Origin of the sequence: Streptomyces sp. NPDC048644, from assembly GCF_043199105.1 — a bacterium.
In the GTDB taxonomy this organism is placed as follows: Bacteria; Actinomycetota; Actinomycetes; order Streptomycetales; family Streptomycetaceae; genus Streptomyces.
The window spans coordinates 94,198-111,010 of sequence record NZ_JBICVO010000004.1; the positions used below are offsets into that span (position 1 = coordinate 94,198).

Below are 16,813 nucleotides of genomic sequence, written 5' to 3' on the forward strand. Positions count from 1 at the left end.
CAACGCGATGCCCGGCGACGGCACCGTGCCGTTTCCCGGCGGAGCCGGGCGGGCGCACGAGCCCCGGCTACAGCACGCTCCCCTGCCGCCACTGCTCCCACGGCATGTTCCAGCCGCCGAGCCCGTTGTCCGGCGCGACGATGCGGTCCTTCGAATTCCGCACCTCCACGATGTCGCCGACCATCGACTGCCCGTAGAGCCACCCGGCGGGTGTGCCCCGCCCGCCGCCCTTGGTGTCCCGCAGGCTCACGCACCCGTGGCTGGTGTTGTCCCAGCCGAAGACCTCGGGCGGCGCCCAGTAGTTGCCGTGCAGGAACGTCCCCGACGGGGTCAGCCGCATGGCGTGCGGCACGTCCGGGATGTCGTACTCGCCGCCGAAACCGACGGTCCTGCTGTTCATCCGCGTCACCCGGTGCCGCTCCAGGATCACCATCTTCCCGTTGTACGTGGGGTGCTTCCGGTCGCCGGCGGTGGCGGGAAGGGTGGCCGTCACCTTGCCGTCGCGGCGGACCGTCAGGGTGTGCGTGGCCGCGTCGATAACGCTGGTCTGGTCCCTGCCGATCCGGAAGCGGACGGTCTTGCGCTGCGCCCCGACCGCCTCGGGGCCCGCCTTGACCCCGCGCAGCCTGAGGTCGACCGTGACCTCGGTGCCCGGCTGCCAGCGCTCGCGCGGACGGAAGTCAAGCCGCTGGTTGCCGAACCAGTGGGCGGCGATCTCGACGTCCGGTTCCGCGGTGACCGTGATGGCCCGTTCGACGACGGCGCGGCGCGCGATCGGCCGGTTGAACTGGAGCGAGACGATCATGCCGGTGCCGACCGTGGCCTTGTTCTCGGGCGTGAAGTAGCCGATCAGGCGGTGCGGGGACACGTAGGTGGTGAAGGTGGTGTGGCGGGTCACGTGGTGGCCCTTGCCGTCCACCGCCGCCGCGTCCACGGTGTACGTCGCGCCGGACTCCAGCGGTCCCGCCGACGGCCGCCAGGTCTTGTGGTCCGCCGAGATACGGCCCGCCACGGACGCCTCCCCGGTGTCCCCTTCCCGCTGGACCGCCACCCGCTCCAGCCGTCCGGCGGGCACCCGGACCTCGAACCGTCCGTTCGCCCGTACCCGGTGCGCACCGTCGCCCGGGACGACCTCGATCGCGTACCGCGGGCCGGGCGGCTTCCCGCTGAGCAGTTCGCCCGCGACCGCGCAGCCCGCCAGTGCGGTCAGACCGAGCAGGGTCACCAGGACGAGGGTGGCGCGGTACCCGGCCTGCGGGAGGAGGCGAGCAGGCCATCGGCGGGCGGTGCGCTGAGAGTTGTGATCCTTCTTATCACCGGACATGTCCCGAATTGTGACGGATGAGGCGGTCACCGCACCGTATGTGACCGTCCGGCATGCCGCGCGGCCAGGGCGCGCACGCCCCGGGTCGCACCGGGAAACGCGCCCCCCGTACCCGCCGCGCGCACCGGGAGGACAAGCCGGAAACCGCTGTCACCAGGGCGTTGCTATTGTCGGGGCGCAAACTGGACTCGGGGGAAGGCAACAGGATGTCGTCCAAGACATCCGTCGATCCGGGAGAGCTGCGCGCCGCCGCACACGCGGAGGACGCCATCTCGGATGACATGACGGACAAGAACCGCAAGGCCCTCAGCAGCACCAAGGATGCCGCGGCGTCGCTCAAGGGCTGGTCGCTCTCGCAGGCGCTGCTGGCCACGGCCGACAGCTGGCAGCCGTCGCTGAACGGCATGCACAAGCGCGCCAAGACCGGCGCCGCCAACCTTCGGACCTGCGCCGAAGGTCACGACTGGAACGACACCGCGACGTCCGATGACTTCGAGAACACCGGTGGCCTGGCGCAGTCGGCGCCGCAGACCCTGGCCGCGCCCGCCGGCGCCGGCATCGGCGGACCCGGAGCCGTCGGGTCCGAAGGCACCTCGCCGCTGCCGGCGCCGCCCGCCTTCCTGGACCGGGGCAACACGGCGCGTCCCGCCCGCGATCCCGGCGCGCAGTGGACCGCCGACGACATGCGGAACGCCGCGCCCATGCCGATGCCGACCGCCGATTCCCCCTTCGGGTGAGAGACGGAAAGCATCCGTCGAGAGACGGAAAAGCCATCCGTCACCCGCTGTTGCCACAGGGAAGTAAACACACGTGACCAGCGACTATTCGCGACTGCTGAAGCAGGATTTCTCGGACTGCGACGAAGCATCGGCGGCCTGGCACAGGCTGTCCACCCATATGGACGAGCTCAACGACCGGCACCGGACGAAAGTCACCGGGCCGCTGCACGCCAACTGGTCGGGGGACGACGCCGATGCGGCGCTCTTCTACCTGGAAGACCTGGAGAGCCGCTTCGGCATCGTCCGCACCGAAGCGATGGCGATATCCGAAACCATCGCCCAGGGCGCGGCCAAGATGCTGCTCGCACAGAGCCATCTGCGCAGCACCGTCAAGGAAATCGAGAGCGAGAACTTCTCCGTCGACGACGAGGGCGCCGTCCACCCGCCGAAGGGCCGGGAAAAGGAGCAGGAGAGCGAGACCAGGCAGGACCGGTTCGATCTGTTCACCAGGCTGGAGAACTACCAGATCGAGATCAATGACTGCATCGCGCGGGCGCGGGATGCCAGCGACGAAGCGGCCAAGGCGCTGGGGCGGCTCAGCGGCGACATCCTTCAGGGCAACATCGACGACGCGGCGGGCGAGGCGCGCGACGACGTCAAGCAGGTCTCCGAGGACCTGCACATCGATATCGGCAGGCCGTATCCGCCGAACGACCCCAAGGACGCCGCGGAATGGTGGAAAAACCTTCCTGAGGGCCAGCGGGAGTCCTATGCGGCGCTCCATCCGGAAATCATCGGCAGGACCGACGGACTGCCGTCCGCGACCCGGGATGGCGCCAACAGACTCGCGCTGGAGCAGGAGTTGAGCGCGATGGAGAATTACGAGTACCACGACAAGTACTCCACCGACGACTACAACAAGCGCCTCAACAACATGCAGACCCTCCAGGCGGAACTGGACAAGCGGGACGGCATCACCGGAGAAAAGCAGCTCTACGTGCTCGGATTCGAATCCGAGGGCGACGGAAAAGCCATTCTCGCCATGGGAAACCCGGACACCGCGGACAATGTCGGGGTGAGCGTTCCTGGCACGTCGACGACGATGGAATCCACCGAGGGACAGCTCGGCCGGATGGACAAGCTGCAGAACGCCGCGGGTGACGCCGACCCCGGCGCGAAGACGTCCATGGTCTATTGGCTCGGATACGACGCTCCCGAGATCCCCGGCTCCCAGGCGGGCAACCTGGACGTCGCCGGAACCGGACGGGCCGAGGACGCCGCGCCCGGCCTGCGGAACTTCACGCACGGACTGCGCGCGTCGCACGAGGGCGAACCCGCCAACCTCAGTGTGCTCGGGCACAGTTACGGCTCCACCGTGGTCGGCGCCGCGGCCTCGGACGGCGGCGGCCTGGACACGGACAACATCGCGGTGGTCGGCAGCCCCGGCATGACCGTCGACAAGGCCGAGGACCTGAACATCGATCCCGACCACGTCTACATCGGCCTGGCCCAGGACGACGGGATCAAGAACGCCGCGGGCATGACCCTGGGGCCCGATCCGTCCCAGGAAGCCTTCGGCGGCCGGCGGTTCAAGGTGGACACGCACGGACACAGCGGCTACTGGGACGAGACCGACCACGGGCCGAGCCAGAGCCTCGCCAACCAGGGCAAGGTCATCGCCGGGGTCACCCCCACCCCGTCCCCGAAGGGGCCGCCCCCGGGCGACCCGGACCGCCCGGACATTCCGATGGGACCGCACCCGTAACCCATGACAGCCCGCCGCACGAAGGCCGTTCGGTCCTTCACCCTGATCGCCCTGACCGCCCTGCTCACGGGAGCCTGCATGTCCCAGCCGTCCGAGAACGCCAACGCCCCGCTGCCGCGGAAGAGCCGGGAGGACACGCTGGCCTGGGCCAAGCAGTACACCGCGACGATGGCCCACCACGCGCAGGTGGACATCGCCGATGACCCGGCACCCCGCACGCATTTCGAGGCGTGCATCGGCAAGAACGACGAGGTGGCGGACGACGGCAGGTTCACCCTCAGCTACGCCGCGTACGCCCGCGTCCCGGCCGGTGAGCAGATCGCAGCCGTCAAGAAGCTGCGGAAGGCGCTGAGGAGCCAGGGTGTGGACGTCTCCGACTACTCGGAGGACCCGCAGCGGCCGGCGGTCACGCTGTACGGGAAGAACACCAAGGAGCGCTTCCTGATCGTCGCCGACACCGTGAAACCCGCCAACACCCTCCGGCTGGAGGTCAGTACGGCCTGCTTCCTCCCGCCCGGGGGCGAACAGCAGAAGTTCTGACCGTCGTCGCGGCGGGTGGACGGGCCCGGCGAAAAATCCACGTGAGCGTTGTCAGTGGTCGCCCTTACTCTCACTCACGATGGCTGCTGCAACGAGTACACCGACGCGTTCCCCGTCCGGCGGGCCGGACGGGCACTCCGCCGTGCGTTCCCTGTTGCGGCTGTGGCCCTTCGTCCGGCCGGTGCGCGGGCGGCTGGCCACCGCCGCGGTGGTGGCGGTGGTCGCCTCCTGCATCGCGCTGGTCATTCCGCTGGTGCTGAAGTGGCTGGTGGACGGCCCGGTGGCGGAGGGGGATCCGGGCGGGGTGTGGCTGGGCGGCGGGTATCTGCTGCTGCTCGGGGTCGCCGAGGCGGGCCTGTTCGGGCTGCGGCGCTGGCTGGTGGCCCGGCCCCTGGCCCGGGTCGAGGCGTCCATGCGCGCGGCCCTGTACCGCCACATCCAGCGCCTCCCGGTCGCCTTCCACGACCGGTGGTCGTCGGGGCAGCTCCTGTCCCGCGCCACCACCGACCTCCAGATGCTGCGCATGTTCCTGGCGTTCCCGCTGACGTTCCTGATGGTCAACGGCGTCACCATCGTGGTGGGCTGCGCGATCCTGCTGGCTCAGCAGTTCTGGCTCGGTCTTGTCCTGCTGGCGCCGGTGCTGCCGCTGATGGTGGTGTGCTCGGTGTTCGAGGCGAAGTACGCGCTCGCCGCCCGCCGGGCGCTGGACCAGGTCGGCGATCTGACGACGGTGATCGAGGAGTCCGTGCTCGGCATCCGGGTCGTGAAGGGCTTCGGGCGCCACCGCAGCCAGGCCCGCGCCTTCCGGCGGCTGAGCCACGAGCTGCGGACCACCGAACTCCACAAGGCCCGGCTGCTCGCCGCGATCTGGGGAGCCATCACCTTCCTCCCCGAGCTGGCGATCGGTGCCGCCCTGGTACTGGGCACGGTCCAGGTGGCGCACGGCGGTCTCTCGGCCGGCACCCTCGTCGCATTCCTGTCGACGGCGCTCGCGCTGCGCTGGCCGGTGGACTCCATCGGTTTCCTGCTGGCGCTGAGCAACGAAGCGGCGACGGCCACCGACCGGTACTTCGAGGTGCTGGACGAACCGGCGGCACCCGCCGCACCGGAGCGGACACCCGGTGCCGGCGCCGGGGACGGGGACGCTGTGCCCGACGGCGTGGGCGGGCTGGAGTTCGCGGGGGTCGAGTTCCGGTATCCCGACGCGCCCCCGGACGCGCCGCCGACGCTGCGCGGCATCGACCTGCACATCAGGCCAGGCGAGACGATGGCCCTGGTCGGCGCCACGGGCAGCGGGAAGACCACCCTCACCGCCCTGGTGCCGCGGCTCCACGACACCACGGCCGGCCGGATCACGCTCGACGGGCGGGACCTGACCACGTTCACGCGTGCGGAGGCCCGCGCCCTGGTGTCGGTCGCGTTCGAGGAACCGACGCTGTTCTCGGCGACCGCAGCGGAGAACGTCCTCATGGGCGGCGAGCGGCTCCAAGAGAGCGATCTGCGCCGCGCGTTGGAGGTGGCCCAGGCCGACGGATTCGTCGACGCGCTGCCCGAAGGCTCCGCCACGCAGGTCGGCGAGCAGGGCCTGAGCCTGTCGGGCGGCCAGCGGCAGCGGCTCGCGCTGGCCCGTGCCGTGGTCGGCAGGCCCCGCTTCCTGATACTTGACGACCCGCTCTCCGCGCTCGACGTGCACACCGAGGCGAAGGTGGAGGCGGCGCTGCGCACGGTGCTGGCGACCACCACCGCCCTGGTCGTCGCGCACCGCCCGTCCACGGTCCTGCTGGCCGACCGGGTGGCGCTGCTGTCCGGCGGCCGGATCAGCGCCGTCGGCACCCACCACGAACTCCTGCGCAGCCACCCCGAGTACGCCGCCCTGATGTCCGGCGCGGACGGCGCCGGGGAAGAGGAGCCGGCCGGGAGCCCGCCGCCGGCCGGCGGGGGAACGGCACGGCCCGACGGAGGCGACACCCGATGACGGCACCTTCCACGGACCTGCCGCCCGAGAGCCACGACGACGGCCCGGACCCCGCGACGGCCACCGCGCAAGGCGCCCCGCCGGACGTCGCGGCCGGGCCCGCGTCCGGTGACGCCTTCGAGCGGGACGTGCTGCCGGCCCCGGAGGGCGCATCCCGCTCCCTGCTGCGTTCGCTGCTCGCCCCGCACGCCAGGCGCGTCCGGGTGGCGGCCGTTGTGCTGCTGCTCCAGCAGGCGGCGGTGCAGGCGGGGCCGCTGCTCGTGGCGTTCGCGATCGACCGCGCGGTGCCCGCCCTGCGCGCGGGGCACACCGGCCCGCTGATCGCCGTGGCGGTGGCGGCCGTGCTGTGCGCCGCGGCGTCCGGCGGGCTCCAGTACCTCTTCGTCAGGTGTTCGGCCAGGATCAGCCAGGACGTCCTGCTCGATCTGCGCGGCAGGATCTTCCGGCACGCGCAGGTGCTCAGCCTGGACTTCCACGAGCGCTACACCTCAGGCCGGCTGATATCCCGCGCGACGACGGACGTGGAGTCGCTGCGCGAACTCCTGGAGGAGGGCCTGGAAGAGCTGATCTCGGTCGGCCTGTCGACGGTGTACATCACCGCGATGCTGCTGTACCTGGACTGGGGTTCCGGCGCCGCGGCCCTCGTCTCGGCGGGCCCGCTGTATCTCCTCGTGGCGTCCTTCCGCCGCCGCTCCCAGCGGGTGTACGGCACGAAGTCATCGGCCATCGCCGCCGTCATCGTGAAGTTCACGGAGACGGTCAACGGCATCCGCCCGGTGCAGGCGTTCCGCCGGGAGCGGGCCAACGAAGCCGAGTTCGCCCGGCTGAACCACCGGCACCAGCGCGTCAACGGCGACGCGACCCTGGAGATGGCCCGCTATGTCGCGCTGTCCGGTCTGGTGGCCAACACCGCGGTCGCCGCGATCGTGCTGTGGGGCGCGTACCGGGTGGCCGCCGGCGGCCTGCCGCTGGGGGTGCTGGCCGCGGCCGTGCTGTATCTGCGCCGCCTGTACGACCCCATCGACCGGCTGGGCATGTTCCTCAACTCCTATGAGTCGGCGGCGGCTTCGCTCGGCAAGATCGCGGGGCTGCTCGCGCAGCGCCCGTCCGTTCCGGAGCCGGAGTCGCCCGCGGAGCTGCCGCCCGTCGCCGACGGCCGCCCCGGCCGCACGGTCACCTTCGATGACGTCCGCTTCGCCTATCGCACCGGCGGCGAGGTGCTGCCCCGCTTCGGTCTGACGCTGGCCGCGGGCGGGACCACCGCCGTGGTGGGCTCGACGGGCGCGGGCAAGTCGACCCTCGCCAAGTTGCTGGCCCGCTTCTACGACCCGACCGAGGGCCGGGTCCTGCTCGACGGTGTCGACCTGCGGGAGCTGTCCGCCGCCGAGCTGCGCCGGGGCGTGGTGATGGTCACCCAGGAGGCGTTCCTGTTCTCCGGCACGGTCGCCGACAACATCGCCATCGGCCGCCCCGACGCCACCCGCGCGCAGATCGAGCAGGCGGCCAGGGCGATCGGCGCACACGACTTCATCGCCGCGCTGCCGGACGGTTACGACACGGACGTCCGCAAGCGCGGCGGCCGGATCTCCGCGGGCCAGCGGCAGTTGGTCGGCTTCGCGCGGGCCCTGCTGGCCGACCCGGCGGTACTGATCCTGGACGAGGCGACCAGCTCGCTGGACATTCCGGGCGAGCGGGCGGTGCAGCGCGCCATGGACACCGTGCTGCGAGGCCGTACGTCCGTGGTGATCGCGCACCGCCTGTCGACGGTGGAGATCGCCGACCGGGTGCTGGTCATGGCGGACGGCCGGATCGTGGAGGACGGCACCCCGGCCGCCCTGATCGCCGGCCGAGGCCGCTTCGCCGCGTTGCACCGGGCCTGGCGGGACAGCGTGGGGTGAGCGGGGCCCCCGGGACGGCCGGTGCAATCGCGCAGGCCGCCCGGGGCACATCCCGCGCGCGGAGCGTCAAAGGGCCCGAAGGGGCCGGCCGAGCCGCACCCTCCCGGCTCACCCTCCCGGCTCACGCGTCCGGCGCGCTCCAGCCGTAGACGAAGCGCAGCATGCCGGTCGCCTCGCGGGCGCGGCTCACCGCCTGCCGGGGCGAGTCGCCGACGGCGATGACACGGCCGGACCGGTCGAAGTTCTGCCGGACCGTGGGCTGCGGGCTTCCCGGCTCCTTCAGCAGTGTGACGGCGTGGACGTGGGGCAGGTCGCGGACCTGCTCGACGCCGTGCACGTCCAGCAGGGTGTGCGTCGACGGCCCGGAGGGGGCCGCGTACCAGGCCGCGGCGCTGCGGTCGTGGACGGTCTCCTGGGGCAGCAGGGCGCCGATGTCCTCGCCGATGCTCTGCCGGGCGACCAGGTCGTACATGTCCACGCCGGTGGAGAGGTGGACGAGATCCATGATGGCGTCCCCGCCGATCCGGTTGTGCATCTCGATGATGCGCGGCCCGCGGTCGGTCAGCATGACCTCGGTGTGCGAGGGGCAGTCGTGGAAGCCGAAGGCGTCGAGGACGCGGGTGACGTACGCGGTGACGGCGGCGTGCTCATCGGGGGCGAGCGGGGCGGGCACGACGTGGCCCCGCGAGACGAACGTCTCGGCGTCGGTGAACTTGCGGGTGACGGCGACGATGCGGTGCCCGCCGCCGGTGGAGAGCGCCTCGACGCTCAGCTCCCTGCCGTCGAGGAACTCCTCGACGATTACCCCTCGTTCGATGTGTGCGGAGCCGACCCGGTGCAGTGCCGCCTCGATGTCCTCGGGGGTGTCGATGCGCGAAACCCCCACGCTGGCCTCGGTGTCCACCGGTTTGACGATGCACGGCAGGCCGATCTCACCGACGGCTTCCAGGACGGCCTGCCGGCCGCGGGCGTAGGCGTGCCGGCAGCTGGGGATGTCGTGCTTGTCGAGGATCTCCCGCATTTTCGCCTTGTCCAGCACCCGGTGGAACAGGTCGAGGTCGACCGTGGAGGGGATGCCGAGACGTGCGCTGACGGCGTGCACGAGGGGGTAGGTGTGCTCGTTGTGCGCGGCGACGGTGTCGAAGGGCGCGCTGCGGTGCAGGGCCTCGGCGATATCGGCCCACAGGCCGTCACCGGCACCGTCGTCGAGGATCACCACATGGGCGTACGGGCCGGTCGCGTCCTCCCGCCTGGCCCTGGCCCGCGGGACGAAGAGCACCAGCTCGTGGCCCTGGTCGCGAAGCCGTTCGTGGCACATCCTGTTGGTGCCGATCACGAGAACTCGCATGTTCACTCCTTGACTTACCGTGCCGGGGTGCCGGCGAGCGGCACGGCGTCCACACGGACGAGATCGCGCGCCGCCTCGGCCTTGGCCACGGCGTCCTCCGTGCTGCCGCCGGCGCACAGCACGTACCCCTGGCGGGAGTCGGATGAGACGAGGGGACCGAGCTGCCGGCCGGGCCGCAGGGTGCACACCGCCCGGATGACGCCGGGGGCGCGCTCGGCTTCGGGGACGCCATCGACGTGCCGGATGCGGACGTTTTCGTGGGAGAAGAAGCGGATGGCAGCCGCGCGGGCCTTCGGGACGCGCGGCGGGTCCGGCAGGCCCAGCAGGGCGGAGAGGGTCTCGGTGATCTGATCGGCGCCGCTGACCAACTGGCACATCTCCCAGATCTGGTCGCCGCCGACGCGGGTCTGGGCCTCGATGAGGCGTGGGCCGTTCGGGGTGAGGCGCAGCTCGCTGTGGACAGGTCCGGTCCGCTGGCCGATGAGGTCGAGGAACTGCAGGACGAGCTTCTCGATCGCGTCCCGGTCACCGGCGTCGAGGCGGGCGGGGGCCTGGTGGCCGAGTTCCACGAAGCCGGGTGAGCCCGTGGTCATCTTCTCGGTGACCATGACGACCTCGTGCCTGCCGTGCCGGGAGACCGACTCGACGCTGTACTCGGGTCCGGTGAGGAACTCCTCCGCCAGTACCGCTTCCCGGCCGGCCACGGCCGCGGTCCAGGCCCAGCGCTCGGCGAGCTGCCGGGCGGACCCGACGACGTAGACCCCTTCGCTGAGGCCGCCCGACGGTGGCTTGAGCACGAGAGGCTGTCCGTCGAGCTCGTCCAGGAAGGCGGCGGCGTCCGACGCGGTGGCGCACAGACGGTGGCGTACGGGGCTCAGGCCGTGCCGGTCGAGCAGCGCGCGGGTCCTGGTCTTGTCGCGGGTGGCGAGGACGGCGGTCAGGTTTCCCCCGGGAACGCCCAGGTCGATCGCGATCCGGGAGGCGGGCTCCAGGCCGTACTCGGTGAAGGAGAGCACGGCGTCGAAGGGGTCTGCCGCGTGCCAGTCCCGGGCGAGCGGAAGGACCTCGTCCAGGTTCCGGTAGTCCAGGACGGCGTACCGCGCGGCGGCTGCGGCCTGCGCCTCGTTCGCCCGCTCCGGGGACTGGACCATCGAGTGGCGCAGGCTCAGCGCCGCCGCCTTGGGCAATTCGTGGCCTCGGCCGCCGACCAGCAGGATGTGCTGTTGCCTCATGGGCTCTTTCTACCTCACTGACGTAGCCGGGACAGGTCGATGTCCATCCGGTCGGCCAGGGCCCTGGCTCTGGCGATGACGACGTCGAACAGCTCGGAGTGGGTGACGCGCAGCTCGTCCGGGTTGAGGGCGAGGGCCAGCAACTCCCCGATGCGCTGGCGGATGTGGGCGCCGAGGTGGGCCTGGTCCAGGCATTTGCGGCCGAGTCCGATGGAGTCGCTGAGCAGCTCGATGCGGTGGAACCACAGTGCGGGGAGGTAGAGCACGTCGCCCGGCCGCAGGACGAAGCGCATCAGCCGGGTGCCGGGGGAGGCGCACAGTGCGTCCAGTTGCGCCGTGCCGCCGGGCCCCGGCAGCAGCTCGGCGCCGGGGCCCATGATGTGCCAGAGCTTCTCACCGACGATCTGCGCGTGCATGACGTCGACGGAGTACGCGTCCTGGTGCAGGCGGGTGATGCCGCCCTGCTGGCCGATCCACAGCTGGTGGTTGGTGGAGGCGGCCTCGCCGTACAGGTCGCGCCGGAAGTCGTACTGGGCGATGTCCAGTTCGGGCAGGTCATCGGCCAGTTCGGGGGCGACGGTCCGGTAGTACCACTCCTGGAGGTAGAGCGGGTCGGCGCCGCTGCCCGCGCTCGCCTCCAGCCGGGTGACGAACTCGCCGAAGGTGGTCCGGCGCGCGGCCTCGCTGCGGTAGCTGTCGACCACGACCGGGACGTCGGCGCAGCGGTCGGCGAGGTTCTGGAAGGTCCAGTGGCGTACGGACGGCCAGTCGGCGGCGTAGCCGTCCAGGACGACCGGGCGGCCCCTGAAGCGGTACTCCCGCTCGAACTCCTCCCGCGTCAGGCCGCTGCGGCGCTCCAGCTCCGGGGCGGAGTCGAGAAGCCCGGCCAGCGGGCCGGAGCGGAAGGCCGCCGCCACCGTCGTCAGGGCGTCGATGTCACGTCGTTTGAGCAGGTTCCGCTCGGTCTGCATGGCGATGCGCCTCCCGGGTGCGGGCGTGGGTGTGGGTCAGGCGGCGAGCAGGCGCAGCACGGCGTGCACGGCGTCCTCCCGCAGGGATTCCTGGCCTGGCAGCCAGCGGTGGACGAAGTGGTCGCAGCCTTCGAGCCAGACGACCTCGGCGGAGCGGGCGCTGCGGGCGTGGTCGAGGTACCCCTCGATGACCTCGGGTGGGCAGACCTGGTCCTGGCGGGCGCCGAAGATCAGCAGGTCGCCGTCGAACCGGCGCAGGGCGGCGTACGCGGGCGAGTCGGGGTGGTTGGCTGGGCGGACCAGGCTGCCGTCGAAGGGCAGGTCGGCGGCGTGCGCGGGGTAGGTCGCCGGGCAGAACAGCACCAGGGCGCGCGGACGCAGCTCCGGCACGGTCCAGGCGGCGAGGTGAGCGCCCATGCTGGTGCCGATGATCACGGGCGGCCCGGTCTTCGCCAGCCGGCCGGCCGCGGCCAGGGTCTCGGTGCGGCGACGGCGCAGGGTGGACCGGGTGAGCGCTCCGGTGCTGTCGCCGTTGCCGGAGAAGTCGAAGGTGAGCGAACCGTGTCCGTGGTCGGCCAGCGCGTCGAGCAGGTAGCGCACCCGGTGCCGGGTCGCGGTGGTGCCCAGGCCGTGCAGGGCCAGGATCCGTGGCTCGGCCCCGCCTTCTCCCGTGGTCTTCGTCGCCGCCAGACGCTCTCCGGCGGCTTCGATGACGAACTCGTGCTGCACTGTGTGCCCTCCCCCTGTGGACGTGCTGCCGTGGTGGTGAGGTTCAGCTGCCGGCGCCGGTCGCCTCGAACCGCTCCTTGCGTACGGCGGGCCACTCGTCACGCAGGATGCTGTAGTAGACGATGTCGCGGCGGCGCCCGCCTGGCATGAAGTTGAAGCTGCGCAGGACGCCTTCCTCGGTCGCTCCGATGCCGGCCAGGCCGGCCCGCGCCCCGGCGTTGCGCACGTCGGTCTTGAACTCGACCCGCGCACAGCCGAGTTCGCCGAACGCGTGGTGGAGCAGGGCCAGCTTGGCGGCCCGGTTGACGCCGGTCCTGCGGGCCCCCGCGTACAGCCACGACCAGCCGATCTCCAGCCGGCGTTCGGCCGCGGACAGGTTGCCGTAGGCGGTGCTGCCGACGATCTGCCCGGTGGCGTTGTCGAGGACGGCGAACACGATGCGGGTGCCGGTCAGGGTGTCCCGGATCGCTGTCTCCATGAACGTGTGCAGGTCGTCCCGCGTCGCGATGCGCTGCACGAAGTGGCGCCAGATCTCCGGCTCGTACGCGATCTCGGCGAATGCCTCGGTGTCGGCGATGCGGATGCGCCGCAGGGTCACCCGGTCGTTGGCCAGCTCCAGTTCGGCCAGCTTGTCCCAGCTCACTTCCGCTCGTCCTCCGTTCGTCCGCCGTGTGGCGGTCCGGCCGCCGCCGTCACCAGCACCGGTGCGTCGCCGACGGTGCCGTCGTTGTAGATCCGGTGCTCCGCGTAGGCCCGTTCCAGGTCTCCTGCGTAGCGGGCGCCGATCGGTGTCCGCATCAGCTTGTACTGGGCGTTCAGCAGGCCGTTCTCGATGGAGAACGGCTCGTCCGCGATGACGGCGGCGAAGAGGCGCTGCTCGTAGCGGAGTTCTTGGTTCAGCTTGGCCAGGTCGCGGGCGAGCGCCTCCCCGTCGAGGTCGGGGGTGGCCGGTGAGACGACCGCGGTGAGGTAGGGCCTGCCGTCGCCGAAGACGGCGCAGTCGTGCACCCCTGGCAGCTCGCGGAGGCGTTCCTCGACGAGGGGCACCAGGATGTTGAGTGCTCCGCTCAGGGTGACGATGTCGTCGACGCGGCCGTCGATGTAGAGGAAGCCGTCCTCGTCGACGTGGCCGATGTCGTAGGTCTTGACCTCGCCGGTGGGCAGGAACACCCGCTCGTTGGCGCCGGGCGCACACCAGGTGTAGCGGGTGTTGACGGGGTGGCTGCTGCCGACGATGAGGATGCCGTCCTTGTCGAAGCGGATCCGCTTGTGGGGCAGCACCCGGCCGACGCTGCCGACCCGGAAGGCGCCGGGGTGGTTCTTGGTGACGATGCACGTCTCGTTGAGGCCGTAGCCCTCGTGGAGGGGGACGCCGGCGTCGTGGAAGTAGTGCAGCACCTGGCGCCCTGCCGGGGCGGACCCGGTCCACAGGTAGCGGATGCGGCCACCGAGCGCCTGCTGGATCGCGGCCCCGCGGCCCGCCGGGTCGGCGGGAATCCCGTCGGCTTCCAGCCGGGTCATGAGCTGACCGTAGAACCCGGGCACCCCCATGATCACGGTCGGGGAGACCGCGTGCGCCGTCTCCACCGCGGTGACCCGGTCGGCGAGGGTGACGTCGTGGCCGTGTGCGAGGGCCGAGTAGATCCAGTAGCGCTGCTGGAGGAACCGGACGGGCAGGAAGACCAGCAGGTTGTCGCCGTCGCGGTGGTCGAACATCTCCTGCACGGCGGCCAGCGACCGGTTGACGCTGGCGACGGTGACCTCGATGCCCTTGGGCGGTCCGGTGCTCCCGGAGGTCTGCTTGACCGCGCAGATGTCGGCCGGATCGTAGCCGGGGTGGGGCGGCAGCGCGGGCGCGTCGGCCGGTGTGCCGGCGGCGTCGAAGGCCCAGGCGTGGACCTGCGCGATGTCGTGCACCAACGCGCCTGAGGCGTCGCCGACGTGGTGGGGGTCACCGGTGAACAGCAGGCCGAGGCCGAACTCGGCGAGTACGGCGGCGGGTTGGTGGCGGTCCGGTTCGATTCCGGCGGTCACGGCGCCGAGCTTGAGCGCGGCGAGGTCGAGCAGCACCCACTCGATCCGGTTGGGCGCCATGACGCCGACCCGGTCGCGGGCGCGGATGCCGAGCGCGTGGAGCCGGGCGGCCACCCGGACGGCAGCCGCGTCGAGGTCGGCGAGGCTCAGCGAGCGGATCTCGCCGTCCTCGCGGTAGTGGATGCGGTGCCGGGTGTCCCGGCACACGGTCCCGGCGACGGTGTTGACGACGTCGGCGACCGGTACGGGAGGGCCCTGGTCCTGGCCCGCGGTCTGCTCGGTCATACGGGTGTTCCTCCTCGGAAGGTGGCGGCGGGCGGGCACGGTCGCGCGCCGTGGTGTCGGGCCGCAGCGGTGCCGCCGGGAGCGCGGCGGCGGTCAGCCGGGTACGGGCAGGGCCCCGGTGCCGAGGGGGTACGCGTCCAGCCGCTCCCACCCCCGCGACAGGTACCAGTCGCGGTCGAAGCCGCCCATCGGGCTCACGGGCAGGGTGCCGTGCTCGACGCCGTCCGCGAGGGTCCGCCACAGTTCGTCGACGAGCGAGCAGTGGCGGACGGCCTCCTGGAGTTCTCGCAGGGTGTAGGCCGGGCGGTCGGTGCGGACCAGCCGGATGTCGTAGCAGCCGCGGAAGCCGTGGCCGAAGACGGTGAACGGCGGGTGCCACGCCTGGGCGCCGGGGGCGCGGATGGAGAAGCGCACCCGTGAGGCGGTGTGGCCGCCGTGGTGGTGCTCGGCGTGTTCGGTGATGTCGGGCACCTGCGGCGGAAAGAAGTAGTGCCGTTTCTCGGGAATGGCTTCGCGGTCGAATTCGCCGGGGGCGAAGTGCCAGCGGTTGTACATCATGCGCTGGGCGGCCCGCCACAGGATGCGGGCGGTTTCGTCGCCGTCCCCTGCCATGCGGGTGGGGTGGGGCAGACAGCAGCAGAGGAAGTCGGCCTTCTTGAGTTCCAGCACCCCGTCGGGACCGCCGGGCCCGGCGCCGCGCAGCCGTGCGAGGTCGCGGACGGAACTGCTCATGCCGTAGTCGGAATCGGTGGCGTGCACGGCGGAGAGCACGAGGGCGGCGAGGAGTTCCCCGACGGCACCGTGCCCGGCCCGGGGCCCGTCGTCCGCGGCTGTCTGCGCGTCGCGGAGGATGGCCGCGACGGCGAGGGAGCGCAGGTCGTCCCGTACCCGTCCGGTCGGCTCGACGCCCAGGTGGGCGCGGCCGTGGCGGGCGATCAGCTCGGGCAGGGCGTGCGGATCGCGTGGCTGCGGGAAGTCGGTCAGGTACTCGTTCTTCGCGAAGGTCAGGCCGTTGATGCGGCGGTAGCGCATGAGGTGCGAGTGCCGGTCGACCTCGCTCTGGAGGGCGCGGACCTCATCGGCGAGATCCAGCAGCGGCATACCGCCGGGATTGTGCGGCGGGCGTCCGATTGCGGCGCAGTAATGCGCATGGCGGTCCAGCAGATATTGGCGGAGCCCGGTCGCCGAAAGCTGCACTCCGTTGAACTCCTCGAATCGGACGGAACGGCCGCTGTTGAACAGGCAGTGCGCGAGGACGACGAATAACCGGTCCGCCCGGTGCCAGGTTTCGACGGGGCGTTGCCGAAGATTCGACAGGCGGCCTTCCCGCGTCAAGGTGTTGCTGCCGGCGTCGGACTTCGAGAAGACCTCGCGTCCCACGAATATGTAAACCGTCTCGACGCGTTCGACCCAATCGGCCAGCCGGATCAGCCGGTGATCGAGTTCCCCTTTGTCCTCCCAACTGCGGAGTATGGCGTCGACCTCGTGGAATGCGGCGGCTTCCCGCGCCTGGGCGGACCGCGCCTCCTCGTCGACCATGTCGAGAACTTCGGGCGGCACACGCATCCAGGCAAGCGGCTCCGGAGCGGATTCCCCCAGCTCACCGGGCTTCCAGAAGGAAATACCGAAGAGGGCGGAGCGGGTCACCGGGATGAGGCCGGCGCCGGGATCCGGGTCCGCGACGCATTCGACGTCGGTCCTGCCGAGCACGTACTGGACGAGCAGCGCCTCCCACACCGTCAATCTGCGGCAGGCGAGCCGGAAGGGAATTCGGCCATTGCTGGTCAGCTCGCTGAGCAGCCAGCTCGATGCCTCCTGTGAACGCAATACGGCAGTACCCGATCCCGACAAAAGCATGAAGATCCCCTGCCGTTCGGCAATGAAGCGCCTCAATGGAATCAGCGGAAACTGGTGAGCAGCCTGACAGAACAGCGCTCATGGTGACAACGGCCCGTTACGGCGTATACGCAGTTTTCGGCCGTTCCCCTGCGCG

Annotated in this window: 13 protein-coding genes; 5 read left to right on the forward strand and 8 right to left on the reverse strand. The window is 71.3% G+C overall.

All coding sequences use genetic code 11. The annotated features are described in order from the left end of the window. Positions 1 to 67 precede the first annotated feature (67 nt). Positions 68 to 1,324 carry an Ig-like domain-containing protein gene (locus ACGFNI_RS10090; RefSeq protein ID WP_393682328.1) on the reverse strand — a complete coding sequence of 419 codons (1,257 nt, stop codon included), beginning with the start codon at positions 1,322 to 1,324 and terminating at the stop codon, positions 68 to 70. 206 nt (positions 1,325 to 1,530) lie between these two features. Between ACGFNI_RS10090 and ACGFNI_RS10095 the strand changes: the two genes are divergently transcribed. The 5 genes from ACGFNI_RS10095 to ACGFNI_RS10115 all read left to right on the forward strand — a co-directional run bounded on the left by ACGFNI_RS10095 (position 1,531) and on the right by ACGFNI_RS10115 (position 8,221). Further along, a complete protein-coding gene (locus ACGFNI_RS10095) occupies positions 1,531 to 2,061 on the forward strand; it encodes a hypothetical protein (RefSeq protein ID WP_393682330.1) in 531 nt (176 codons plus the stop codon). Positions 2,062 to 2,134: 73 nt separating this feature from the next. Then, entirely contained in the window at positions 2,135 to 3,808 is a 1,674-nt protein-coding gene (locus tag ACGFNI_RS10100; RefSeq protein ID WP_393682332.1) for an alpha/beta hydrolase, read from the forward strand. Positions 3,809 to 3,811: 3 nt separating this feature from the next. Continuing rightward, positions 3,812 to 4,348: a hypothetical protein gene (locus ACGFNI_RS10105; RefSeq protein ID WP_393682333.1), complete on the forward strand. Its 537-nt coding sequence runs from the start codon at positions 3,812 to 3,814 to the stop codon at positions 4,346 to 4,348. Between the two features lie 79 nt (positions 4,349 to 4,427). After that, positions 4,428 to 6,323: an ABC transporter ATP-binding protein gene (locus ACGFNI_RS10110; RefSeq protein ID WP_393682335.1), complete on the forward strand. Its 1,896-nt coding sequence runs from the start codon at positions 4,428 to 4,430 to the stop codon at positions 6,321 to 6,323. Continuing rightward, positions 6,320 to 8,221 carry an ABC transporter ATP-binding protein gene (locus ACGFNI_RS10115; RefSeq protein WP_393682336.1) on the forward strand — a complete coding sequence of 634 codons (1,902 nt, stop codon included), beginning with the start codon at positions 6,320 to 6,322 and terminating at the stop codon, positions 8,219 to 8,221. Before ACGFNI_RS10110 ends, ACGFNI_RS10115 begins: the two co-directional genes overlap by 4 nt. Positions 8,222 to 8,342: 121 nt before the next feature. On the opposite strand, the gene ACGFNI_RS10120 is transcribed toward ACGFNI_RS10115, so the two are convergent. The 7 genes from ACGFNI_RS10120 to ACGFNI_RS10150 all read right to left on the reverse strand — a co-directional run bounded on the left by ACGFNI_RS10120 (position 8,343) and on the right by ACGFNI_RS10150 (position 16,647). Then, the gene (locus ACGFNI_RS10120) at positions 8,343 to 9,569 is read right to left on the reverse strand and encodes an ATP-grasp domain-containing protein (protein WP_393682338.1); all 1,227 of its coding nucleotides are present in this window, start codon (positions 9,567 to 9,569) and stop codon (positions 8,343 to 8,345) included. Positions 9,570 to 9,583: 14 nt separating this feature from the next. Next, positions 9,584 to 10,801, reverse strand: coding sequence for an ATP-grasp domain-containing protein (locus ACGFNI_RS10125; protein WP_393682340.1), 1,218 nt, complete (start codon positions 10,799 to 10,801; stop codon positions 9,584 to 9,586). 14 nt (positions 10,802 to 10,815) lie between these two features. Then, on the reverse strand, positions 10,816 to 11,772 hold the full coding sequence (locus ACGFNI_RS10130) for a cupin-like domain-containing protein (RefSeq protein WP_393682341.1): 957 nt from the start codon (positions 11,770 to 11,772) through the stop codon (positions 10,816 to 10,818). A 36-nt stretch (positions 11,773 to 11,808) separates the two neighbouring features. Then, positions 11,809 to 12,501 (reverse strand): alpha/beta hydrolase, encoded by a 693-nt coding sequence (locus ACGFNI_RS10135; RefSeq protein ID WP_393682342.1) that lies wholly within the window; start codon positions 12,499 to 12,501, stop codon positions 11,809 to 11,811. A gap of 43 nt (positions 12,502 to 12,544) precedes the next feature. After that, positions 12,545 to 13,144, reverse strand: coding sequence for a GNAT family N-acetyltransferase (locus tag ACGFNI_RS10140; RefSeq protein ID WP_393682343.1), 600 nt, complete (start codon positions 13,142 to 13,144; stop codon positions 12,545 to 12,547). Further along, a complete protein-coding gene (locus ACGFNI_RS10145) occupies positions 13,141 to 14,820 on the reverse strand; it encodes an AMP-binding protein (RefSeq protein ID WP_393682344.1) in 1,680 nt (559 codons plus the stop codon). Before ACGFNI_RS10145 ends, ACGFNI_RS10140 begins: the two co-directional genes overlap by 4 nt. A gap of 93 nt (positions 14,821 to 14,913) precedes the next feature. Then, positions 14,914 to 16,647 carry a hypothetical protein gene (locus tag ACGFNI_RS10150; RefSeq protein ID WP_393682345.1) on the reverse strand — a complete coding sequence of 578 codons (1,734 nt, stop codon included), beginning with the start codon at positions 16,645 to 16,647 and terminating at the stop codon, positions 14,914 to 14,916. Between the last annotated feature and the right edge of the window lie 166 nt (positions 16,648 to 16,813).